Source organism: Actinomadura flavalba DSM 45200 (assembly GCF_000374305.1).
GTDB classification, from domain to species: domain Bacteria; phylum Actinomycetota; class Actinomycetes; order Streptosporangiales; family Streptosporangiaceae; genus Spirillospora; species Spirillospora flavalba.
Genome location: NZ_KB894100.1, coordinates 1 through 23,862 on the forward strand (window position 1 = coordinate 1; position 23,862 = coordinate 23,862).

Annotated in this window: 16 protein-coding genes; 11 read left to right on the top strand and 5 right to left on the bottom strand. The window is 73.1% G+C overall.

Going from position 1 to position 23,862, the window contains the following annotated elements:
- The 5 genes from C229_RS31580 to C229_RS0123730 form a co-directional block, all read right to left on the bottom strand.
- A partial coding sequence (locus C229_RS31580) for a non-ribosomal peptide synthetase (RefSeq protein WP_155885016.1) occupies positions 1–5,868 on the bottom strand: 5,868 nt, incomplete at its 3' end.
- Between the two features lie 34 nt (positions 5,869–5,902).
- Positions 5,903–12,910 (bottom strand): non-ribosomal peptide synthetase, encoded by a 7,008-nt coding sequence (locus C229_RS31585; RefSeq protein WP_018657608.1) that lies wholly within the window; start codon positions 12,908–12,910, stop codon positions 5,903–5,905.
- Between the two features lie 17 nt (positions 12,911–12,927).
- Positions 12,928–14,559, bottom strand: a complete 1,632-nt coding sequence (locus C229_RS0123720) for a (2,3-dihydroxybenzoyl)adenylate synthase (RefSeq protein WP_018657609.1) — start codon at positions 14,557–14,559, stop codon at positions 12,928–12,930.
- Positions 14,559–14,972, bottom strand: coding sequence for an aspartate 1-decarboxylase (gene panD, locus C229_RS0123725; RefSeq protein ID WP_018657610.1), 414 nt, complete (start codon positions 14,970–14,972; stop codon positions 14,559–14,561). The genes C229_RS0123720 and panD overlap by 1 nt, the downstream gene beginning before the upstream one ends.
- A 22-nt stretch (positions 14,973–14,994) precedes the next feature.
- Entirely contained in the window at positions 14,995–15,255 is a 261-nt protein-coding gene (locus C229_RS0123730; protein WP_018657611.1) for an MbtH family protein, read from the bottom strand.
- A 581-nt stretch (positions 15,256–15,836) separates the two neighbouring features.
- Here C229_RS0123730 and C229_RS0123735 point away from each other — a divergent pair.
- From C229_RS0123735 to C229_RS31595, 11 genes are all read left to right on the top strand, one after another.
- Complete coding sequence (locus C229_RS0123735) at positions 15,837–16,166, top strand: histone-like nucleoid-structuring protein Lsr2 (protein ID WP_018657612.1); 330 nt, start codon at positions 15,837–15,839, stop codon at positions 16,164–16,166.
- Between the two features lie 752 nt (positions 16,167–16,918).
- The gene (gene rpmG / locus C229_RS0123740) at positions 16,919–17,083 is read left to right on the top strand and encodes a 50S ribosomal protein L33 (protein WP_018657613.1); all 165 of its coding nucleotides are present in this window, start codon (positions 16,919–16,921) and stop codon (positions 17,081–17,083) included.
- On the top strand, positions 17,083–17,319 hold the full coding sequence (rpmB, locus tag C229_RS0123745; protein WP_026314105.1) for a 50S ribosomal protein L28: 237 nt from the start codon (positions 17,083–17,085) through the stop codon (positions 17,317–17,319). The genes rpmG and rpmB overlap by 1 nt, the downstream gene beginning before the upstream one ends.
- Positions 17,319–17,624 carry a 30S ribosomal protein S14 gene (gene rpsN / locus C229_RS0123750; protein ID WP_018657615.1) on the top strand — a complete coding sequence of 102 codons (306 nt, stop codon included), beginning with the start codon at positions 17,319–17,321 and terminating at the stop codon, positions 17,622–17,624. Before rpmB ends, rpsN begins: the two co-directional genes overlap by 1 nt.
- Positions 17,625–17,633: 9 nt before the next feature.
- Entirely contained in the window at positions 17,634–17,798 is a 165-nt protein-coding gene (rpmF, locus tag C229_RS0123755) for a 50S ribosomal protein L32 (RefSeq protein WP_018657616.1), read from the top strand.
- A 217-nt stretch (positions 17,799–18,015) separates the two neighbouring features.
- Entirely contained in the window at positions 18,016–18,417 is a 402-nt protein-coding gene (locus C229_RS0123760; RefSeq protein ID WP_026314106.1) for a Fur family transcriptional regulator, read from the top strand.
- Between the two features lie 523 nt (positions 18,418–18,940).
- Complete coding sequence (locus tag C229_RS0123770) at positions 18,941–19,912, top strand: purine-nucleoside phosphorylase (RefSeq protein WP_018657619.1); 972 nt, start codon at positions 18,941–18,943, stop codon at positions 19,910–19,912.
- Positions 19,913–20,033: 121 nt separating this feature from the next.
- Complete coding sequence (locus C229_RS0123775; RefSeq protein ID WP_155885018.1) at positions 20,034–21,176, top strand: GTP-binding protein; 1,143 nt, start codon at positions 20,034–20,036, stop codon at positions 21,174–21,176.
- Positions 21,173–21,430 (top strand): 30S ribosomal protein S18, encoded by a 258-nt coding sequence (gene rpsR / locus C229_RS0123780; protein ID WP_018657621.1) that lies wholly within the window; start codon positions 21,173–21,175, stop codon positions 21,428–21,430. The genes C229_RS0123775 and rpsR overlap by 4 nt, the downstream gene beginning before the upstream one ends.
- Complete coding sequence (locus C229_RS0123785; protein WP_018657622.1) at positions 21,427–22,761, top strand: NAD(P)/FAD-dependent oxidoreductase; 1,335 nt, start codon at positions 21,427–21,429, stop codon at positions 22,759–22,761. Before rpsR ends, C229_RS0123785 begins: the two co-directional genes overlap by 4 nt.
- Positions 22,758–23,858, top strand: a complete 1,101-nt coding sequence (locus C229_RS31595; RefSeq protein ID WP_018657623.1) for a class I SAM-dependent methyltransferase — start codon at positions 22,758–22,760, stop codon at positions 23,856–23,858. The genes C229_RS0123785 and C229_RS31595 overlap by 4 nt, the downstream gene beginning before the upstream one ends.
- Positions 23,859–23,862 lie beyond the last annotated feature (4 nt).

The window sequence follows — 23,862 nt, forward strand, 5'->3', positions numbered from 1 at the left end:
GGTTCGGGGGGTTCGTCCGGTGGTGCCGCCGAGGTCGGGGGTGGGGAGGGCGCGGCGGTCGAGCTTGCCGTTGGCGGTGACGGGGAGGGCGGCGAGGGAGGTGAACGTGGTGGGGACCATGTAGTCCGGGAGGCGCGCCTCGGTGTGGGCGCGCAGTGTCTCCGGCGGTACCGACGCGATCACGTAGGCGGCGAGGTATTTGCCGCCTGCGGGGTGGTCGAGGGCGATGACGGCTGCGGCGGAGACGTCTTCGTGGGGCTCCAGGACGTTGCGGATCTCGTCGAGTTCGATGCGGAATCCGCGGATTTTCACTTGGTCGTCGACGCGGCCGAGGAATTCCAGTTGTCCCCGGTGGTTCCAGGCGGCGAGGTCGCCGGTGCGGTAAAGGCGTTCACCGGAATCGTCGGCGATGAAGCGTTCCGCTGTCAGGCCGGGGCGCCCCACATAGCCGTCGGCCAATTGCACGCCGCCGAGATACAGCTCTCCCACGACACCGGGCGCGGTCGGACGCAGCCAGGAATCCAGCACGACGGCCCGCACATTGGCGACCGGCCCACCGATCGGCACGACGGGAACGTGCGTCAGGTCCACGTCGGTGAGGTCGATTCCGGTGGCGTCCACGGCGGCCTCGGTGGGGCCATAGGTGTTCCACACGTTCACGCCGGGCACGTCCTGAAGACGACGGCCCAACCCTGTGGGCAGGGCTTCGCCGCCGACCGAAAGGTGCCGCAGCGGCGACGCGACGAGGTCGAACCCGCCGTCCAGCATCGCTTGCAGAACGGTAGGCACCAGCTCGACGAAACCGATCGGCTCGCCGGTCAGGATCGCGGACAGGTACTCAGGGTCCTTTTCGCCTTCGGGCCGGATCAGGCGGACCGCCGCGCCGATCGTCAGCGGCCAGAAGAATTCCGGAACGGCGACGTCGAAGCCCACCGACGTCTTCTGCAAGACGCGTTCCGTGTCCGTGATCGGGAACGTCTCCTGCCGCCACGCGATGAGGTTCACGATCGCCCGATGCGGGACCGCGACACCCTTGGGACGGCCCGTCGTCCCGGACGTGAAGATGACGTACGCGGTGTCGAGCGGCGACAACCGTCGCGGCAGCACGGGTTCGCCCGGCACGCCTTCCAGCGGTGCGTCGATCACCAGGGCCGGGGCGGCGTCTTCCAGAATGGTCTGGACACGCCCCGCCGGATAGGAAGTGTCGATCGGCACGAACGCCGCGCCGACCCGCGCCACGGCCGCGAGCGTCACGACCAGATCCACCGATCGCGGCAGGATCACCGCCACCCGGTCACCGATGCCCACGCCCCGGTCCAGCAGGACCCGGGCGACGCCGTTCACCCGCGCGTCGAACTGCGCGTACGTCAGCTCGGCGCCGTCGTCGTCCACCACCGCGATGCCCTCGGGCGTCGCGGCGACCTGCCGCCGGATCAGCCCGTCCAGCGTCAGGTCCGGGACGTCGAGCGCCGCTCCGGCCACCGCGCCGGTCGTGCCGGTCGGCAGCAACGCCAGGTCCGCGACCGGCAGCGCCGGGGTCGCGGCGATGGCCGCGAGCGCCCGGTCGAACGCCGCGATGAACCGGTCGATCGTGGCGCGGTCGAGGATGTCGGTGGCGTAGGTGAGGTGGCCGTCGAGGCCGCCGCCGGTCTCCACGAGGTCGAGTTCGAGGTCGGTCTTGGCGGCGGCGAGGGTCGCGTCGATGTTCTCGACGGTCACGCCGTCCAGGGCGACGTCGTCGGTCTGCGCGTCGGCGTGGTGGGTCAGCATGACCTGGAAGAGGGGGTTGCGGCTCTTGGCCCGCTCGACCCCGGCGACCCGCGTCACCTCCTCGAACGGCGCGGCCTGGTGGGCGAAGCCGTCCAGAACGGTCTGCCGGGTGCGCAGGAGAAGGTCGGTGAGGGTGTCGGCGGGCTTGAGCCGGTGCCGCACCGGCAGCGTGTTGACGAAGTAGCCGACGACGCCTTCGAGCTCGTGTTCGGTCCGGCCCGCGACGGGTGACCCGATCACCAGGTCGTCGCCGCCGCCGAGCGCCGACACGGTGAGCGCCGTCGCCGCGTGGACGATCATGAACATGGTGACGCCCAGCTCGTCCGCGACCCGCCGGAGACCCGTCACGGTGTCCGGGGCGATGGACAGCCGGACGTCGGCGCCCCGGTGCGTCGGCTCGTCCGGGCGGGGCCGGTCCAGCGCGATGGTCGACTCCGCCGGGGCGTCGTCCAGCACGGCGCCCCAGTGTCCGAGCAGCGCGGCCAGTTCCGATTCCGGGTCGGCGGCGTCGCCCAGCGCCTCGCGCTGCCAGACGGCGTAGTCGGCGTACTGCACCGGCAGCGGCTCCCAGGCGGGCGCCTCGCCCGCACGCCGGGCCCGGTAGGCGGCCGACAGGTCGCCCAGCAGGAGAGGGAACGACCACTCGTCCACCGCGTGGTGGTGGATGGCCAGCACGAAGACCCACTCGGCGTCCGTCACGCGGAGCAGCGCGGCGCGGACCGGGAGGTCGGTCGCCAGCTCGAACGTGCCCTGGAGGACGTCGGTGACCCGCGCTTCGGTGAAGGCGTCCACGGGCAGCGTGACGCGGGAGACCGCGTCGGCGGCGGGAACGATCACCTGCCGCAGTTGCCCGTCCCGCTCGGTGATCAGTGTGCGCAGCGCTTCGTGCCGGGCCACGACGTCCCGCAGTGCGTCGCCGAGCGCGGCTTCGTCCAACGCGCCGGTGAGGCGCAGCACCAGCGGCACGACGTACCGGGAACCCGGGCCGCCGAGCTGCTCGATCAACCAGAGCGACTGCTGCCCGTAGGAGACCGGGAGGACGTCGGGGCGCGTGACCCCGGTGAAGCGCGACGCCATCGCCGCCGACGCCTCCGGCAGCGCGGCGAGCTTGGCGATGGTGGGGTGGTCGAACAGGTTGCGGAGGGTGAAGGACGCGCCGAGGCGCGCGTTGGCGCGGGTGACGGCGCGGGTGGCCAGGAGTGAGTGCCCGCCGAGGCGGAAGAAGTCGTCGTCCACCGACACCGAGGGCACCTGGAGGACGTCCGCGAACACCTCGGCGAGGACGTGTTCGGTCGCGGTTCGGGGGGTTCGTCCGGTGGTGTCGCCCAGGTCGGGGGCCGGGAGGGCGCGGCGGTCGAGCTTGCCGTTCGCGGTGACCGGCAGGGCCTCCAGGCGGGTGAATGTGGTGGGGACCATGTACTCGGGGAGCCGCGCTTCGGCGTGGGCGCGCAGGGCTTCGGCCGGAGCCGCGCCGATCACATAGGCGGCGAGGAACTTGCCGCCTGCGGGGTGGTCCAGCGCGACGACGGCTGCGGCGGAGACGTCCGTGTGGTCTTCCAGGACGTTGCGGATCTCATCGAGCTCGATGCGGTAGCCACGGACTTTCACCTGGTCGTCGACGCGGCCGAGGAATTCCAGTTGTCCCCGGTGATTCCAGGCGGCGAGGTCACCGGTGCGGTAAAGACGCTCACCGGAATCGTCGGCGATGAACCGTTCGGCCGTCAGGCCGGGACGGCCGATATAGCCATCGGCCAATTGTACGCCGCCCAGATACAGCTCTCCTGCGACGCCGGGCGCGGTCGGTCGCAGCCAGGCGTCGAGAACGACCGCCCGCACATTCGCGACCGGCCCGCCGATCGGCACGACCGGAACGTGGGTCAGGTCCACGTGGGTGAGGTCGATTCCGGTGGCGTCCACGGCGGCTTCGGTGGGGCCGTAGGTGTTCCAGACGTTCACGCCGGGCACGTTCTGCAAGCGGCGGCCCAGCCCTGCGGGGAGGGCTTCGCCGCCGACCGACAGATGCCGCAACGGTGACGCCACGAGGTCGAATCCGCCGTCCAGCATGGCTTGCAACACGGTCGGCACCAGTTCGACAAAGCCGATCGGCTCGTCACGCAGAACTGCGGACAGGTACTCCGGGTCCTTTTCACCTTCGGGCCGGATCAGGCGGACCGCCGCGCCGATCGTCAGCGGCCAGAAGAACTCCGGAACGGCGACGTCGAAGCCCACCGACGTCTTCTGCAAGACGCGCTCGGCCGCCGCGATCGGGAACGTCTTCTGCCGCCAGGCGATCAGGTTCACGATCGCCTGATGCGGCACCACCACGCCCTTGGGGCGCCCGGTCGTCCCGGACGTGAAAATGACATAGGCGGCGTCACGCGACGACAACGCCCGGGACAACATCGGCTTCCCCGCCGCACCCTCCAGCGGCGCATCGACCACCAGGGCCGGGGAGGCGTCCTCCAGAATGGCTTGAACCCGCCCCGCCGGATAGGCGGTGTCGATGGGCACGAACGCCGCGCCGACCCGCACGACGGCGGCCAGGGTCACCACGAGGTCCACCGATCGCGGCAGGATCACCGCCACCCGGTCCCCGATGCCCACACCCCGCTCGATCAACGCCTGCGCCGTGGCGTCCACCCGCGCGTCGAACTGCGCATACGTCAGCTCCGCGCCGTCGTCGTCCACCACCGCGACGCCGTCGGGCGTCGCGGCCGCCTGCCGCCGGATCAGCCCGTCCAGCGTCAGATCGGATACCGCCAGCTCTGCACCCGCGCCGGAAACGTCCAGCAGTGCCCGTTCGGCGGGCGTCACCCCGGCGGGCAATGCGACGAGCGGTGCGGCGGGGTCGGCGTCGAGCGCGGCGGCCACGAAGGCCGCGAAGCGCTCCGCGTGCTCGGCCAGCTCGGCCGCGCCGATCAGGGCTTCGTGACCGGCGAGTTCGAGCCGGGAGCCGTGCACCGGGTCCGAGTAGACGACCAGTTCCAGCCGTCCCACCGGGCCCGCGTTGACGGTCTCCTGGAGGCCGGTCACGGCGCCGAACCGGGCCGTGTAGTCGAACGCCTTGATGTTGACGACCGGCAGGCACAGGAAGTCGAACTCGCCGCCCGGCCAGGCGCGGGCCACCTGCTCCTCGGTCAGGTTCCGGTCGCGGCCCGCCGCGCGCAGCCCCTCCGCCACACCGCGCACGATCTCGTCCAGCGACGACGACGCGGACAGCCGCGCCACGACCGGCAGCGAGTTCACCAGCATGCCCGGGGTGCGGAGGGCGGCGGCGCCGTCGCGCATCATGAACGGCACCCGCACGATCAGCTCGCGGCGGTTCGCGCCGAGCGCCGCGTAGACGCCCCACAGCGCCGTCAGGTAGGCCGCCCAGCTCACCCGCGACCGCCGGGCGCGGTCCTGCATCCGTCCCCACGCGTCGGCCGGCAGTGACACGGCGACCTGCTGCTGCGACAGCGTGAACAGCTCGTCCACGCCGACGTTCGCCGCGTGCCCTAGGGGTTCGGCCTCCGCGAACAGGGCCGTCCACTCGTCGGGCAGCCGGTGGGCGGCGGCCGGTGCGGGCTCGGCCTCGACCACGTCCGGCCAGCTCCCGAACCAGCGGGCCACGGGCGCGGCGCCGTCCAGCAGGGCCGTGTAGATCTCGGCGACGCGGCGGGTGAACAGCGACAGCCCGTACGCGTCCAGCACGAGATGGTGCGTCGTGAACGCCCACGCCCAGCCGCCGCCGTCCCGCCGGTACAGGGCGGACTCGGTGCGAGACGGCGCGGTGACGTCCACGACCCGCCGGTAGCGATCCCGGGCGCGGCTCCGGATGGCGGCGTCGTCGGCCGGTTCGTCCACGACCGTCGTCGCCAGCGTCGCGGCGTCGTCGACGCGCTGGTACGCGATGCCGTCCGCCTCGGTGAACCGCGTGCGCAGCGCCTCGGACTCCGCGAACGCCCGCTCGACCGCCGCCGCGAGGACCGCGGGCTCGATCGGGCCGTCCAGCCACACGAGCTGGCCGATCCGGAACGCCGTCGCCTCGGGGACCAGCCGCTGCGCCGCCCACACGCCGTGCTGCGCCCGGGTCAGCGGGACAAGTCGGCCAGACATGAATCCTCCAGGGTTGAAGCGGTGCCGGGGGCGCTCAGCGCGAGGTCCCGGCGGTTCCGGTCAGCGCGTCGCGCACGGCCGCGCTGACCGGGGCGGCGAAACCGAGCATCGTGATCGTCGTGGCGTCCGGGGCGAGGTGATAGCGGATCACCGCGCGGTACAGCGTCTCGGGGCCTTCCGGCCGGTCCGGCGCCGGACCGTGGACGCGGGTGACGAGAACGTGCGGGGTCGGGGCGCGCTTCAGGGCGCGGCGCCCGGCCTTACTGTGGTGGCGCAACAGCGGGAACTCGGCCGTCACCGTCCGGTCCTCGCCGTCCACGGGCACGGGCACGGTCGCGGTGAACGGCCCCGGCGGCGCGGTCTCGGCCAGTGCGACCTCGGCATCGATGAGGCCGCCGGTTGTGTTCACCGTCAGTGCGCGGCGGAGGGCGTTCCGGACGGTGTCCTCGGTGCCCGGGCCCGTCAGCGCGAACGTCTCGGCGCGGCCCGGCTCGAAGACGTCCGGGGCGACGTCCGTGCGACGGTTCAGCAGGGCGGCCCAGTCGTCCAGGCGCGCGGTGTCGGCGGCGGCACCGGCCTGCTCGACGGCTTCGAGGGCGGGCGCCAGGCCGGTGCCCGTCCGCTCCGCCGTCCCGCCGGACCGCAGGGCGACGGTGAGGCGGTGGATCGAGGCGCGGTCCGCCGCTCCGGCGTGGACGGCGAGGACGGCGACCGTGTGCGTCGGCGTCCGGACGAACGCCAGCGCGGACGGCTTCCCCGCCGTGATGTCCACCAGCTCCGTCGCCGCCGCCCGCAGCGCCGCCGGGTCGGCCGCACCGGCCGGTTCGAGTTCGGTGACCGCCGGCGCCGCCGACGCCACCGGCAGGACGTGGCCGAGCCAGAGCCGCCGGTTCACGCACTGCACGGACAGGCGCAGCGCGTCCGTCCCCGCGACGACGGCGGCGTAGGCGGCGCGGAGCGGCGGATGGCCCGGGACGTCGAAGGTCTCGGTGTAGACCCAGGCGTTCGGGTCGGCGCCCGACTCGCGGAGACGGTCCAGGGCGGCGGAGGCAGGGGCGGGGACGGGCTCCTGGGCGGCGCGGGCGGGCTCGGCGGCGGGCAGCGCGGCGGCCAGCCCGCCCACGGTCCGGTGTTCGAACACGTCCTGGAGCGTCAGCGTCAGCTCACGGGCCAGGGCGGCGGACACCAGACGCGCGGCGAGGATGCTGTCACCGCCGAGGCGGAAGAAGTCGTCGTTCACCGACGGGTCGCGGTCCAGGTGGAGGACGTCGCGGAAGATGTCGGCCAGTGCGTGTTCGGTGGTGGTTTCGGGGGGTCGTCCGTCCGTGGTGGTGAGTTCGGGTGCGGGGAGGGCTTTGCGGTCGAGCTTGCCGTTGGGGGTGAGGGGGAAGGTGTCGAGCGCCGTGAAGGTCGCCGGGACCATGTAGTCGGGCAGGAGTGCGGCGGTGTGGGCGCGGAGGTCGTCGGTGGTGCCGGTGACGTAGGCGGCGAGGTAGTGGCCCCCGGCGGGGTGGTCGAGGGCGAGGACGGCGGCGCCGGTGACGTTGGGGTGCTGTTCGAGGGCGTTGCGGACGTCTTCGAGTTCGATCCGGTACCCGCGGATTTTGATCTGGTCGTCGGTGCGGCCGAGGAAGTCGAGGGTGCCGTGCGTGGTCCAGCGGGCGAGGTCGCCGGTGCGGTAGAGGCGTTCGCCGGTGTCGCTGAACGGGTCGGCAACGAAGCGGTCGGCGGTGAGGGCGGCTTGTCCGGCGTAGCCTTCCGCGAGTTGTGTTCCGCCGACGTAGAGTTCGCCGACGACGCCGGTGGGGACGGGCCGCAGCCAGGTGTCCAGCACCCGGACCAGCACGCCGGGGACCGGGGTGCCGATGGTGGTTCCGTCGGTGTCGGCGGTGGCGTCGCCCGTGACCTCGGTCGAGCCGTAGAAGTTGCGCACCTGCGCGTCGGGCGCTGCTTGGCGGATGGCGTCGAGGGTGGCCGGGGCGAGGATCTCGCCCGAGCAGACCCACTGCCGCAGCGACGCCAGGGCCTTGTCCGCGTCCGGGATACGGGCCAGGACGTCCGCGAGGCTGGGCACGGTCAGCAGGTGCGTGACCCGGTGACGCTCCACCGCCTCGGCCAGCGCCGCCGGGTCCGTGGCCGCGTCGTCGTCGGCGGCGACCACGGCCGCGCCCGCGACCAGCGGCGTGAGCAGTTCGGTCACCGCGTCCACGAACGCGACGCTGCTCTTCACCAGGGCCCGGTCCCCGGGACCGAACCCCAGAAGTTCGGCGCCCCAGACCAGCCGGTTCGCCATCGCCCGGTGCGACAGGACGACGCCCTTGGGACGGCCCGTGGTCCCGGAGGTGAAGATGACGAAGGCCGCGTCTCCGGACGGCGGCGCAGTCCGGCCGGTCACCCGGAACTCGTCCGGACCGGTGACGACGACGCCCGCGCCGGAGTCCTCCAAGATCTGCCGGACGCGCTCGGCCGGATACGCAGGATCGACCGGCACGCACACCGCACCGGCCCGCAACACACCAAGCACCGCGACCACCCGGTCCACCGAGCGCGGCAGCACCAGCGCCACCCGTCCGCCCCGCACGTCCGGCAACGCTCCGGCGAACGCCCGCACCCGCACGTCCAGCTCCCCGAACGACAGCGCGAACCCGTCCCCGATCACGGCCGTGGCATCGGGCGTCTTCGCGCACCGCTCCCGCAGCAGCCCGTCCACGGACGCCTCCGAGGAGACGGCGGGGGACACGGCGGGGGAGGGCGCGGGCAGCAGGTCCAGGTCCGCGACACGGGTCTGCGGGTCGCTCGCGAGCGCCGTCAGGACTCCGTGGAACACCGTCAGGAAACGTTCGGCCGTGGCCGCGTCGAACAGGTCGACGGCGTAGGAGAGGAAGCCGGTGAGCGCGTCGGGCGTCTCGGTCAGGTAGAGGTCGAGATCCGTCTTGACGGCGCCCAGCGACGCCCGCTCCAGCCGCGCCCGCACGCCCGGGAACTCCGGCTCCAGCACGGAACGGTCCGCCAGGTGCCGATACGTCAGCAACACCTGGAACACGGGGTTCCGGCCCGTCGCGCGTTCGCCGCCCACGGCCGCCGCGATCTGCTCGAAGGGAGCGGCCTGGTGGGCCAGCCCGTCCAGGACGAGGTCGCGGGTCCGGGCGAGGACGTCGGTCAGCCGGTCGGCGGGCCGGAGGCGGTGCCGGAAGGGCAGGGTGTTGACGAAGTAGCCGACCAGGTCTTCCAGGCCGTCCTCGGTCCGGCCGCCCACCGGGGAGCCGACCACCACGTCCCGCCCGCCGCCGAGCGCCGAGACCGCCAGCGCCGCCGCGGCCTGCACGACCATGAACATCGTCACGCCCCGCGTCCGGGCCAGCTCGCGCAACGCGGCGACCCGTACCGGGTCCACCTCGAACTCGATGTCGGCGCCGATGTGGGAGGGTGCGGCGAGGGGTGTCCGGTCGGGGGTGATGCTCGATTCGGGTGGTGCGTCGGCCAGTGCTCGGCGCCAGTAGCCGAGCAGCCGGTCCAGTTCCGTACCGTCGAGCACCGCGCGCTGCCACAGTGCGTAGTCCGCGTACTGGACGGGCAGCGGCGCCCACTCCGGCGGGTCGCCGTCGAGCCGCGCCCGGTACGCCGACGACAGATCGCCCAGCAACGCGGGGAACGACCACTCGTCCACGGCGGAGTGGTGCACGGCCAGCGCCAGCACCCGTTCGGAGTCGGAGACGCGCAGCAGCGCCGCCCGGATCGGCAGCTCGGACCCCAGGGCGAACCCGGCCTGCACGATCTGCGTCAGCCGCGCCTCGCTGAAATCCTCCACCGTCACCGGGAGCCGCGCGGCGGCGTCCTCGGCGGGCACGACGACCTGGCGGAGGTCCCCGTCCCGCTCCAGCAGCAGCGTCCGCAGCGACTCGTGCCGCGACACCACGTCCCGCACCGCTGCCCGCAGCGCGGCCTCCGCCAGGTTCCCCGAGATGCGCAGCACCAGCGGCACCACGTACCGCGAACCCGGCCCGCCGAGCCGGTCGACCACCCACAGCGCCTGCTGCCCGTGGGAGAGCGGCAGCGCGTCGGGCCGCGCGATCTCACCCACCCGCACGTCTCCCGGACGGACGGTCCGCCCGGCCTCGACGAGCGGCGCCAGACCGGCGATCGTGGGCGCGTCGAACAGGTCCCGCAGCGACAGCCCCGAACCCAGCCGCGCGATCAGCCGGGTCGCGAGGAGCGAGTGCCCGCCGAGGCGGAAGAAGTCGTCGTCCACGGACGGGTCGCGGTCCAGGTGCAGGACGTCCCGGAACAGCTCCGCCAGCTCGCGTTCGGTCGCGCTCTCGGGCGCGCGCCCGCCCGCGTCACCGAGCGCGGGAACGGGAAGCGCCCGCCGGTCGAGCTTGCCGTTCGGCGTGAGGGGGAACGCGTCGAGTGCCGTGAAGGTCGTGGGGACCATGTAGTCGGGGAGGAACCCGGCGGCATGGGCGCGGAGGTCGTCGGTGGTGCCGGTGACGTAGGCGGCGAGGTAGTGACCCCCGGCCGGGTGGTCGAGCGCGACGACCGCTGCGCCGGTGACGGCCGGGTGCCGTTCCAGGACGTTGCGGACCTCTTCGAGTTCGATCCGGTACCCGCGGATCTTCACCTGATCGTCGGTGCGGCCGAGGAAGTCCAGGGTGCCGTTGCCGTTCCAACGGACCAGATCGCCGGTGCGGTAGAGCCGTTCGCCGGTGTCGCTGAACGGGTCAGCGACGAAGCGGTCGGCGGTGAGGGCGGCTTGTCCGGCGTAGCCTTCCGCGAGTTGTGTTCCGCCGACGTAGAGTTCGCCGACGACGCCTGTAGGCACGGGCCGCAGCCAGGTGTCCAGCACCCGGACCAGCACGCCGGGGACCGGGCCGCCGATGGTGGTTCCGTCGGTGTCGGCGGTGGCGTCGCCGGTGACCTCGGTCGAGCCGTAGAAGTTGCGCACCTGCGCGTCGGGTGCTGCTTGGCGGATCGCGTCGAGGGTGGCCGGGGCCAGGATCTCGCCCGAGCACACCCACTGCCGCAGCGACGCCAGAGCCTTGTCCGCGTCCGGGATACGGGCCAGGACGTCGGCCAGGCTCGGCACCGTCAGCAGGTGCGTGACCTGATGGCGCTCCACCATCGCGGCCAGTGCCGCCGGGTCCGCGTCGTCGTCCGCGACGACCACGGCCGCGCCCGCGACCAGCGGCGTGAGCAGTTCGGTCACCGCGTCCACGAAGCCGACGCCGCTCTTCGCCAGAGCGCGGTCCCCGGGTCCGAGCGGTTCGGCGCCCCAGGCCAGCCGGTTCGTCATGGCCCGGTGCGACAGGACGACGCCCTTGGGACGGCCTGTGGTCCCGGAGGTGAAGATGACGAAGGCCGCGTCTCCGGACGGCGGCGCAGTCCGGCCGGTCACCCGGAACTCGTCCGGACCGGTCACCACAACCGCCGCGCCGGAGTCCTCCACAATCTGCCGGATGCGCTCGGCCGGATAGGCCGGATCGACCGGCACGCACACCGCGCCCGCCCGCAGCACGCCGAGCACCGCAACGACCCGGTGCACTGAGCGCGGCAGCACCAGCGCCACCCGGCCGCCCCGCACGTCCGGCAGCGCCCCGGCGAACGCCCGCACCCGCGCGTCCAACTCCGCGTACGACCACGCGGTCCCGTCGTCCGCCAGCACCGCCGTCGCGTCCGGACGCGCCGCGACCTGCCGCCGGAACAGCCCGTCCACCGAGGTCCCGGCGACGTCCGGCGTCCGTCCGGCACCGGCCGGGACGCTCCGCACGGGAAGGGCCGCGTCGGCGAGGTCGTGCAGCGTCGTGTCCGCGCCCGCGCCGAGCGCCCGGTTGAGGAACGCGACGAACGCGGACGCGTGCCGCTCCACGTCCGCCACCGGGATGACCGACTCGTGCCCGGCCAGCTCCAGCCGCAGCCCGGCCTCCGGGTCGCGGTAGACCGACAGGTCCAGCCGTCCGATCTGGCCGGGGTTGACGGTCTCCACCGGGCAGACCAGCCGGTCGAACCGGGCGACGAACTCGAACAGCTTGACGTTGACGGACGGCAGCGTGAAGAAGGACTCCTCGCTCCCCGGCCAGCTCCGGGCGATGTGGTGGTCCTCCACCGCCGCGTGCGCCTTGGCGTCCCGCATGCCCCGGCCCACGGCGCCCACCAGCTCCGCGAGCGTGCGGCGCGGATCGAGCGGGACCACCACCGGCAGCACCCGCGACAGCGCGCTGGGCGTCCGCAGCGAGGCGGGGGTGTCCCGCATCATGAACGGCACCCGCAGCGCGACGTCGTCCCGCCGCTCGGCGAGCGCGGTGTAGAGGCCCCACAGGGCGATCAGCGCGTCGGTCCAGTTCGTGCGGACGCCCCGCGCGAACGTCCGCACCCGGTCGAACGCGTCCTCGGCCAGCGCGAGCCGGACGGGACGGTAGGAGAACGCGAAGAGATCCGCGACGCCCGAAGACCGCTCCGGCGCGACGTCCACGTCCAGGACCCGGCGCCAGTACTCCACCGCGCCGGGCTCGGAGTCGTGCGACGGCGGCAGGGCGTCGACCAGCCGGCCGAACCACGCCTCGGGGACGGGTTCGGCGCGGACGGCCGCCGAGTAGATCTCCGCCACGCGGCGGATGAACATCGTGACGCTGTAGCCGTCGAGCAGGACGTTGTCCGCCGCGAAGAACCACGCCCACGTCCCGTCCGCGCGCCGCAGCAGCGACGAGACCGTGGACAGCTCCGCGGGCGCGGGCGGGGCGTCGAACGAGCCGCGCACCAGGGCGCGGATCTCCGCGTCGCCGCGCGGCTCGTCGACCACGGTCGTGCCGAGGCGCCGCGCGGCGTCGACGCGCTGGAACGGGGTGCCCTGGTCCTCGTGGAACCGGACGCGCAGCGCGTCGGTCTCCGCGAAGGCGCGGTCGACGGCGGCCGCGAAGGCGGCCGTGTCCACCGGGCCCGGCAGCCAGGTGATCTCGGCCGCGCGGAACGCCGGTGCGGCGAACAACCTCTGCGCGGCCCAGATGCCACGTTGGCTGGCGGACAGGGCCACCCGCTCGTCAGCGTCCACCGGGAATGTTCGTCCTCTCAGTTCTGCGGGGCCCGTTGCAGGCGCTTGCTCACCTTGCCGACCGCCGTCTGCGGGAACTCCGCGACGACGTCCAGCGCGTCCGGCAGCTTGTACGAGGCCAGGCCCCGGTCGCGCAGGAACCTGCGGATCGCCGGGAGTTTGAGCGTGGCCGGGTCGGCGTCCGCGCGCGGGACCACGAACGCCTTGACGCGCTCGCCCAGCACCGCGTCGGGGATGCCGATGACGGACACGTCGTGCACGTCCGCGTGCCCGAGGATGAGGTTCTCCACCTCTTCGGGCGCGATCTTCTCCCCGCCCCGGTTGATCTGGTCCTTCGACCGGCCCACCACGGCCAGGAAACCGTTCTCGTCACGTTCGACGATGTCGCCCGTGCGGTAGAAGCCGTCGGGGGTGAAGCTCCGGGCGTTCTCCTCCGGATTGCGGAAGTAGCCGCGGATGGTGGACGGGCCGCGCGTCAGCAGGTGCCCCGGCACGCCGGGCGGCACGGGTTCGCCCTCGTCGTCCAGGATGAGCAGTTCGTCGCCGGGGGAGATGGGGCGGCCCTGGCACCGGACGCTCGTCTCCGCGTCGACGTCGAACGGGTTGTAGTTGACGAGCCCCTCGGCCATGCCGAAGCCCTGTTGCAGGACGACGTCCAGCTCGGGCCGCACGCGCCGCGCCGCCTCGACGCTGAGGCGCGCCCCGCCGACGTGCAGGCTCTCCAGGCTCGACAGGTCGTGGCGGTCCCGCAGCGAGGAGTTCAGCCAGGCCAGCAGGAGCGGCGGGACGATCGACGACTGGGTGACCCGGTGCCGCTGGATGAGCGGGAACACCGTGTCGGGACTGCCGTCCTGCGCGAGCACCACGGTTCCGCCGACGCTCAGCACGCTCAGGAAGCCCGGGGACCGGACCGACATGCTGTGGCAGAGCGGCACCGCCGTCAGTTGGACGGACGCCTCGGTGATGCCGCAGAGCGGGATGCTCCGCCGCACCGAGTGCAGGTAGGTCTCGTGCGTGTGCGGGATCAGCTTGGGCCGTCCCGTCGTGCCGCCCGACAGTTGCAGCAGGGCGACGTCGGCCGGCAGGGACCGCCGTTCGTGGGGGAGCGGGTCATGCGCCAGCAGCCGGTCGAGGTCGGCGCCGCCGCCGTCGGCGTCGAGCACCACGGTGTGCTCCAGGCTCGGCCACGCCGCCTTCAGCTCCGCCGCCAGCGCGGCCAGGTCGGCGCCGTCGTGCTTGGCGACGGTGACGTAGAGGCGGGCGCCGGTCACCTCGACGAAGTGCTCGATCTCCGTCCGCCGGTGCGCCGCCGGGGCGAAGACGGGGATCGCGCCGATCTCCCAGCACGCGTAGACGAACACGATGAACTCGGGGATGTTCGGCAGGTGTACCACCGCCCGGTCGCCGCGGCCGACGCCGAGACGGCGCAGGCCCGCGGCGACCCGGAGGACCCGGTCGCCGAGCTGCCCGTAGGTGAGTTCGGCCTCGCCCGCGACGAGCGCCGTCTTCCCGGGAATCCGGGCGACGGTGGCGAACAGCGGCTCCGGGAGCGTCTGATCGGTCCAGTACCCGGCGTCGCGGTAGCGGGCGGCGGTCTCGGCCGGATACGGCACGAAACCGTCGAGGTCGAGCGGTTCGAGGACCGGCATCAAAGCTGCCTGGACGAGATCTGGTCGACCGCGCCCGGCACCGGCTCGGCCGGGTCGTTGCCCAGCGCGACGATCCGGTTGTCGCCGTCGACGTGCACGACGCGCGGCTCGTGCGTGATCAGGTCGGCCTCCTCGGCGATCACGTAGGACATGATGATCACCAGGTCGCCGGGGTTCACCAGGTGCGCCGCGGCGCCGTTGATGCAGATCTGCCCCCCGCCCGCCTGCCCGGTGATCACGTAGGTCTCGATGCGGGCGCCGTTGGTGATGTCGACGACCTGGACCTTCTCGCCTTCGACGACGCCCGCGGCCCGGAGCAGGTCTTCGTCGATCGTGATCGAACCGACGTAGTGCAGGTCGGCCTGGGTGACGGTGGCACGGTGGATCTTTCCGCCGAGGACGGTGCGGAACATGGGGTTCTCCTGGTGTGGGGGGTCAGTTGCCGGCGGGGGCCGCGTGCTGCGGCGCACCCTCCTGCTCGGCGATGAAGTCGCGCAGGGACTTGGGGCGCAGGTCGGTCCAGGTCCGGTCGATCCAGTCGAGGACGTCCTGGCGGGGCGCTCCCTCGGGGCCGCCGAAGGCGATCGTCCAGCCACCGGGCACCGGCTTGAAGGTCGGCCAGAGGGAGTACTGCTCCTCCTGGTTGACGAGGGCGTAGAAGGTGCCGCTGTCGTCGTCGAAGGGGTTCCGGGACATGGTTCCTCCCTGTGTACTTGTGCGGGGGGTTCGGTGGCAGCGAGGAAGACGGTCACAGGACCGGGGCGCCTTGGCTTCCCATAGTTAGGTAAGCCTTGCCTATCTTGGGATGCCGGTGTCGCACCGTCAAGCCCCGACTTTTCCTGTGTCGCAGGGGTTACGATCGCGTCAAATGTGGCGCCGAGCTGGCCTTGTACCGCCGTCCGCGCGGACCGTCCGGCCGGGGTGAGACGGAGATCACCGGCCCTGTGGTGATCTTTTCGGGCCGCTGTGGTTCGGAATGCGTGAACCTCTGCCGCGCCCCGGCGTCCGGCCTTCCGGGATCGGGCGGTGGCCGGGCGCGGTGGCGCGACGGGCGGCCTCGCTTTGTGGACCGGCGGGCGTCCGCCGGTCGCCGTCGCTCCGCTCTGGGTGCCGGTCCTCGTCGTGCCGACTGGGCCAAGAAAGACGCGGACAACTGCGAAGACGGAGTTCGCCGGGCGTGGGGGCGGCAGAATTTAGTGCTGTTCGGTAACGCCTATGATGCCTTCGGCGTAGACTCATTCGGAAGAAGTCGAATGCACCGCTGAGGGAGTCCCCGCATGGCACAGAGGGTTGAGGTTCTGCTCGTCGACGACATCGACGGCGGGAAGGCGGACGAGACGGTCACCTTCTCGCTGGACGGCGTAGCGTACGAAATCGACCTCAATACGAAGAATGCGGCGCAGTTGCGTGCCGACCTGGAGTCGTTCGTCCAGGCCGCCCGCCGCGCGCGGCCCAGGCCGGGGAGGGGCGCCCGTCTCGCCCGGACCCAGGACACCCGTGAGCGGTCGGCCGAGATCCGCGAGTGGGCGAAGGCGCAGGGCATCAGCGTCAACGACCGCGGCCGCATCCCCAGTACCGTCCTTGAGCAGTACGAGTCCGCCCACTAGAACGGCGGCGGAGGCGAACCGGCCCCGCCTTGTCGCGAGTTCGGAATGCGACGAGGCGGGGCCGCCGCCCCCACCATGTCACCCGCATTTCCCAGCGCCGCGTTCACCGAGTAAGCGGCCCGCCCATCCGGCCGCCGCCTCCGCCGGCGGCACGACCGAAGGCGCCCGGCGAACACTTCCGGCGCCTCGCCCCCTCGAAGACTTTCTTGTCCCGCCCACCGACGAGCCCGAAATGCGGCCCCCGCCCAGACGGCACCGACCCGATGAGGGAATGGCCCACGCACGCGGCGGACCGAGGCAAAAACACCGGCCTCCGCCGCACCAACGACACCTGACCCGCGCCCCCGCGCGGGCGTGGCTCGTGCGCGGCCGGGTCGACCAGCGGGGCGTCGATAGCGCGCCCCCGTGTGGGGGTGTGGCTTGCGCGCTCGGCCGGGTCGATCACTGGGGCGTCGCTAGCGCGTCGCCGTGCGGGGCATGGCTCGCGCGGTCGGGTCGGCCACCGGGGCGTCGATAGCGCGTCGCCGTGCGGGCGTGGATTGCGCGCTCGGTGACTTGTCGGGCTCGTCGCCGTCGTTCGTGTCCCGTGTGGGTGTGGGGCTGAGCACCGGGGTTGCCGAGGTAGCGGTGCGGCTGGCCCGCGTGCTCGTGCGGGCGTAGATCACGCACATCCCGCCGTGCTTGCGCGCCCCGTGCCGTCCTCGTGGCTATAATGATAACCGTTCCCATTATGGATGGAGTGAGGAGGGCGGATGGCGCGTAACGAGTTGCGGCCGGTGATCAAGCTGCGGTCGACGGCGGGGACCGGGCACGTGTACGTGACGCGGAAGAACCGGCGCAACGATCCGGACCGGCTGACGTTGCGGAAGTACGACCCGGTCGTGCGCAGGCACGTCCTGTACCGAGAGGAGCGGTGATGGCGCGGCGATGCCAGTTGACCGGGGCCGCGCCCGCGTTCGGCAGGCGGGTCTCGCACTCGCACCGGCGCACGTCGCGCCGGTTCGATCCCAACATCCAGACCAAGCGGTACTTCCTGCCCAGCGAGGGCCGGACCGTGCGGCTCACGCTGTCGGCACGGGCGATCAAGACGATCGACAAGATCGGGATCGAGGCGGCGGTGGCGCGCGTCCGTGCCCGTGGAGAGAAGGTCTGATGGCCAAGAAGAGCAAGATCGCGGCGAACGAGCGACGCAAGGCGGTCGTCGCGCGGTACGCGCGGCGGCGCGCCGAGCTGAAGGCCGTCATCGCCGCGCCGGACACCGGCGCGGAGGCGCGCGAGGCGGCCGTCCGGGAGCTGCGGCGGCAGCCGCGGGACGCCAGCGCGACCCGGGTCCGCAACCGGGACGCCGTCGACGGGCGCGCTCGCGGGCATCTGCGGAAGTTCGGGCTCTCGCGCGTCCGGTTCCGGGAGATGGCGCACCGCGGCGAGCTGCCCGGCGTCACCAAGTCGAGCTGGTAGGAGGTTCCGGTGGCCGTTCCGAAACGGAAGATGTCGCGCAGCAACACGCGCAAGCGGCGTGCGCAGTGGAAGGCGTCCGCGCCCGGCCTCGTGCCCGTCGTGGTCGACGGCCGCGAGCGCCGGGTGCCGCGCCGCCTGGTCCGCGCGTACGAGCGGGGCCTGATCCGCGACTAGCCCTCCCGGCCCGGCGTGCGGGCGGCCCGGCTTCGACGGCGAGGCCGGGCCGCCCGTCGGCCCCTGCGCGCGCGTTCACGCGGTGTGCGTCAGAATGGACGCGGCTCATCTCGAGGCGCGCGGGCCGGTGGGCGGGCGATTCCCCACGCCGGGAAGTCCCGCCGGGTCCGCGCTGTTCCAGAGAGGACAGGGCGACGGCGGATCAGGAGGAGAGACGTTGAGCGGCACCCAGGTGAGGACCACCAAGCAGCGCCTGGCGGTGCAGCGGCTTCTCGCCGAGACGCCGGAGTTCCAGAGCGCCCAGACGCTGCACCACCGGCTGCGCACGCAGGGCTCGTCGGTCGGCCTGAGCACCATGTACCGGACGTTGCAGTCCCTGGCCGCCGCGGGCGAGATCGACATGACGTACCTGCCGGGCGGCGAGGCCGTCTTCCGCAAGTGCCGCCCCGGCCATCACCACCACCTGGTCTGCCGCTCCTGCGGCACGACGGTCGAGGTCGAGGGCCCGGAGCTGGAGGACTGGGTCGCCCGCGTCGGCACCGGCCACGGCTTCACCGAGACCGAGCACACCGTCGAGATCTTCGGCAAGTGCGCGACCTGCTCGGCCAAGAAATTGTGACCGACACGACCAAGCCCCACCCGCCTCGGCCCTGACACCAGAGACGGCGTGCCCGGCCTGCCCCCCGGAGAAGACGGCGGGCCGCGCGGCCCGCCGCCGCACGGTCGCGGACGACGTCGACGACACCGCCTACGTGACCGACCCGGCGGCCAAGAAGCTGCACGCCGTCGACATCGAGTCCGGCGAGGTGGAGACGACCGTGGACCTGCCGCAGGCGCCCAACGAGATCGCCGGCGTCTGAGCGGCCCCGCGAGGCGTCCGCGCGGAATCGTCCGCCCGGACGCCTCGCGTCGTGCGCGGATTCGTAGGAAAGCACAATAAGGACGCTGCGGCATCGCGGTGTTACTTCGGCGACATGCGGACGACTCAATCGAAGGAGCGGATAACCGCTGGTGCGGGCGAAGTGAGATCTGCGATTTACTTGGCGGGAACGTGTGTGAAATCCCCTTTATTAGGGTTTTGTGTGGCGCCGAAAAAGGTCTGCGCCGCTCATCACAAAGGGGAACCCCTCATGTTCTCTCGCATGCGCGCAGGGCGGTGGCGGCCGGCGGTGCTGGTCGCCTGTCTCGTCGCGGCCGGATCGCTCGCCGGGCTCGTCGCGTCGTCCACCGCGACGGCCACCGACCGCGCACCCGGGCACCGGGCGGTGCAGGTCAAGGTGCTGGTCCTGACGATGTTCGAGGCCGAGACCCGGCCGTGGCTGGAGCGGCGGAAGCTGCCGCTCACCGTGGAGGTCCCGGGGGCGTACAAGCCGGTCCGCTGTGACCGCAGGGGCCTGTGCGTCCTGACGACGGGCATGGGCAAGTCGGCCACCGCCGCGACGATGACCGCCGTGCTCAACAGCACCCGGCTCGACCTGCGCCGGGCGTACTTCCTGTCCGCGGGCATCGCCGGAACGCCGCCCGGCCAGGGCACGCTCGGCTTCGCCGCGTGGGCGCGGTGGGTGGTCGACTACGACCTCGGCCACCACCTGCTCACCGAGGAGGCGCCCGACGTCCCGTACGGCTACCAGGAGATGGGCGCGGAGAGCGCGGTGTTCCGGCTCGACGACCGGCTCGTGGACCTCGCCTACCGCCTGACGCGGAACGTCAAGCTCACCGACAGCGAGATCTCGCAGCAGGTCCGCAGCCGGTACACCGAGAAGAACGCCCGCCGCAAGCCTTTCGTCGCCGTGTGCGACACGGTCACCGGGGACAATTACTGGTCCGGCGCCGGGCAGTCGCGGCGCGCCCAGTACATCACCGATCTGCGCACCAAGGGCAAGGGCACTTACTGCACGACGCAGATGGAGGACAACGCCACCGCGACGGTCCTCAACCGTTTCGGCCGTCTCGGCCGCTACCTCAACCTGCGCACGGCGAGCAATTTCGACCAGCCCTATCCGGGGCAGACGGTCGCCCAGCATCTCAGTTCCAACTCGGGCGGCTTCGCCACGTCGGTCACCAACGCCTACCTCGTCGGCTCCCCGGTGGTCGACCACCTGCTGCGCCGCTGAACCGCGTGACGGGGCGCCACGCGCGGCGCCCCGTCACCGCCGGGCGCGGCCGGTTCGACGTCGGCGCGTCCGGCGTGGTATCCATGTTGGGAATGATTTTCATTTCTACATGGAGGTGGGGATGTCCGTCCCCGTGGTTCTGGTCGCCGGGTTCCATGGACCGGCGCGCGGCGTCGTGGTCGACCGGCTGCTGCGCGAACATCCCGGCGCGCTGGCCGTGCACCACGACCTGCGCGCGGTGGCGGGCGGCGCGGTCGTGCGGGTGGTGCGCGACGCCGAGGCGGTCCGCGACCGCGCGGTGGTCCGGCTGGAGCACGGCTGCGTGACGTGCACCGTCCGCTACGACCTGCTGCCGCAGCTCCTGCGGCACGCGCCCAGGGCCGAACTGCTGATCGTCGAGCTGTGGGACACCGTCGAGCCGCAGTCGGTGGCCGAGGTGCTGGCGCACGAGTCCGGCGGGGAACTGCGGCTCGCGGGCGTGTTCACCGCCCTGGACGCCGAACTGACGCCGCTCGACCTGTGCCGGGGCGAACCGCTCGCCGATATCGGCAAGCCGGGCGCCGCCGGGGACGAGCGGTACCTCGCCGAGGTGCTGGCCCGTCAGATCGAGTACGCCACCGCGCTGGTGGTGCCCGATCTGCTGCCCGCCCCGCTGCCGCCGGTCGATCCCGACGACGTGGAGCTGTGCCGGGAGCTGATGGGCCACCTGGCGCCGATGACGCCCGTGCATCTGCCCGGCGACCCCCTTCCCGTCCTGGCCGGTGCGGCGATCTGCCCGCACGACCTGGCGGCGCGGGTCGATCCGGCCACCGCCCAGTTGCCGCCCGAGGCCAGCACCCCGGCGGCCGACACCGTGGTGTGGCGGCGGACGGCGCCGCTGCACCCGGCGCGCTTCTTCGACGTCGTGGACGCGCTGGCGTCCGAGTCGGTGCGCAGCCGGGGCCGTTTCTGGCTCGGCAACCGGCCCGACCGGATGCTGGTGTGGGACGCGGCGGCCGGGGTCGTGACCGTCGAGGACGCCGGTCCGTGGCTGGTGTCCCTGCCGTCGGCGGCCTGGGAGATGATCTCCCCGCTGCGCCGGGCCGCCGCCGCGCTGGACTGGCACGCCGAGCACGGCGACCGCGTCCAGCACCTGGTCTTCACCGGCTCCGAACTCGACCGCGCCCGCATCCACGCGCTGCTGGACGGCTGCCTGCTCGACGACGGCGAGGCCATCGCCGACGACCCGTTCGCGCCGCTCCTGGACGCCAAGGAGGCCGCGTGACCTCGCCGCGTCCGCGCCCGGACCGCCGTCGCAGGCCGAACCCGCTCCAGGGCGTCACCTATGTCGACTACAAGGACACCGACCTGCTGCGCCGCTTCCTCTCCGACCGCGGCAAGATCCGCAGCCGCCGCGTCACCGGCGTCACCGTCCAGCAGCAGAAGCTGCTCGCCCGCGCGATCAAGAACGCCCGCGAGATGGCCCTGCTGCCGTACACCTCCCGCGCGGCCGAGCAGCCGAGGAGGCGCGCGCAGTGACGGACCTGGAAGCTCGACGGCACGCCGTCGTCATCGGCGCCGGAATGGCCGGGCTGACCGCCGCCGTCGCGCTCGCGGGTCACTTCGACCGCGTGACCGTGCTGGAACGGGACGCGCTCCCGGACGAACCGGTCTTCCGGCCCGGCGTCCCGCAGAGCAGGCACCTGCACTCCCTCATGGGCGCCGGTCAGCGCGCGCTGGACGAGCTGGTCCCCGGCTTCACCGGGCGGCTGTACGACGCGGGCGCGATCCCGCTGCGCACGCCCTACGACCACCTGTGGTTCAGCCCCGCCGGATGGTGCCACCGCTTCCCGCCCTCGCACACCGTGCCGTCGGCGTCGCGCGAGCTGATCGAGGCCGTCGTGCGGCGCGCGGCGGTCGAGCGGCACGGCGTCGCGGTCCGGCACCGGACCGAGGTCACCGGGCTGGACGGCGAGCCCGGCGGCGCCGTCACCGGCGTCCACGCGGCACCGCGCGACGGCGGCGCCCCCGAGCGGCTGCCCGCCGACCTGGTGGTGGACGCGTCCGGCCGCCGGTCGCGCGTCCCGGCGTGGCTCACCGAGCGCGGCCACGGCACGGCCGAGACCACGGTGGTGGACTCCCGCGCGGGCTACAGCAGCCGCCTCTACGAGATCCCCGGCGGGTCCGCCGACGAGTGGCGGGTGATCTCGATCCAGCCGGGTCCGGGGCAGCCGACGCGCGGCGGCGCGCTCGTCCCGGTGGAGGGCGGCCGCCGGCTCGTCTCGCTGTACGGCTACCTGGACGACCACCCGCCGACCGACGAGGACGGCTTCCTCGCCTTCGCGGCGAGCCTGCGGCATCCCGTGCTGCACGACGTCCTGCGGTCGGCCGAGCCCGCCGGGCCGATCCACGGCTTCCGGAACATGGCCAACCGCCGCTGGCACGGCGAGGACCTGCCCGCGTGGCCGGACGGGCTGCTCGTGGCGGGCGACGCGCTGTGCGCCGTCAACCCCGTGTACGCGCAGGGCATGTCGATGGCCGCGATGACCGCCGTCCTGCTGGACCGCCTCCTGGCCGAGGGCGGCGCGGACGGCCGCACGCTCCAGAAGCGGCTGGCGGCCGGGAACGAGCGCGCCTGGCAGGTCGCCACCGGCGCCGACCTGGCCCACCTCGGCACCGGGGCGGCGGACGAGGCGGCGGCGGAGACGGCCGCGTACATGCAGCGGCTCCTAGAACTGGCCCTGGTCGATGCCGACGTCAACCGGACGTTCTTCGACGTGATGATGATGCTGGACGAGCCCGGCGCGCTGTTCGCGCCCGAGCTGACCGCGCGGGTCGCGCGCGGCCCGGCCCGCCCGGCCGCCGGATGACCGCCGCGCACCGCGCGGGCCTGGCCGCACTCGGCGACGCGCCACTCGACGCGGTCCCCGCCGCCGTCCACACCCTGGACCTGGCAGTCCTCAACGGCATCGCCGCCCACCTCGCTGACGCGCTCGCGAGCCCGGGCACCGCCGCCGAGTTCGCTGCCGAGCTGGGTGCGGTGCCGCGTCACCGGTGGATCGTGGGGCGCTGGCTCGCCGCGATGGAGGGCGAGGGTCTGACGGCCCGCCGTCCGGACGGGCGGTATGAGCGGCCCGTCCGTCGGCGGCGCGGCGAGCTGATCGCGCTGCGCCGCGACCTGGACGCCGCTCGCGCGCGCCTCGGCTACCCCGACGCGCTGACCCGCTACCTCCTCGGCTCGCTGCGCGAGCTGCCCGGCCTGCTCACCGACCGGGTGAGCGCGCAGGCGCTGCTGTTCCCCGGCGGCGACTTCGCCACGGCGGACGCCGCCTACCGGGACAATCTCGTCAACCGGTACCTGAACGCGGCGGCGGTGGAGGTCGTCTGCGCGCTGCCGCGCAAGCGCCGCGTGCTGGAGCTGGGGGCGGGCACCGGGTCGCTGACCGCCGCGCTGCTGCCCGTCCTGCACGGGCACACCGACGCGTACCTGTTCACCGACCTGTCGCCGTTCTTCCTCGACGCGGCGCGGCGCCGCTTCACCGCGCACCCGTTCCTGCGCACCGCCGTCGCGGACCTCGACGCGCCGCTCGCCGCGTCCTGCGGCGCCGAGCCGTTCGACCTCGTCGTCGCCGTGAACGCCGCGCACAACGCCCGGGACACCGGCGCGCTGCTCGCCGGGGTCCGCGCGGCGCTGCGTCCCGGCGGGACGCTGCTGCTCGTCGAGACCTGCCACGAGCACCACCAGTCGCTCGCCTCGATGCCGTTCCTGCTGTCGGCGCCGCCCGGCGGGCAGCGGACGGTCCGCACCGACGTGCGCGCCGGTACCGGCCGCACCTACCTGACCCGCGCCGAGTGGACGGCCGCGCTCGGCCGCGCCGGATTCGCCGTCGCCCACGACCTCCCCGACCCCGGCCACCCCCTCGCCGCCTTCTCGCAGCGCCTGCTGGCCGCCGTCCGGACGACCTAGGAGA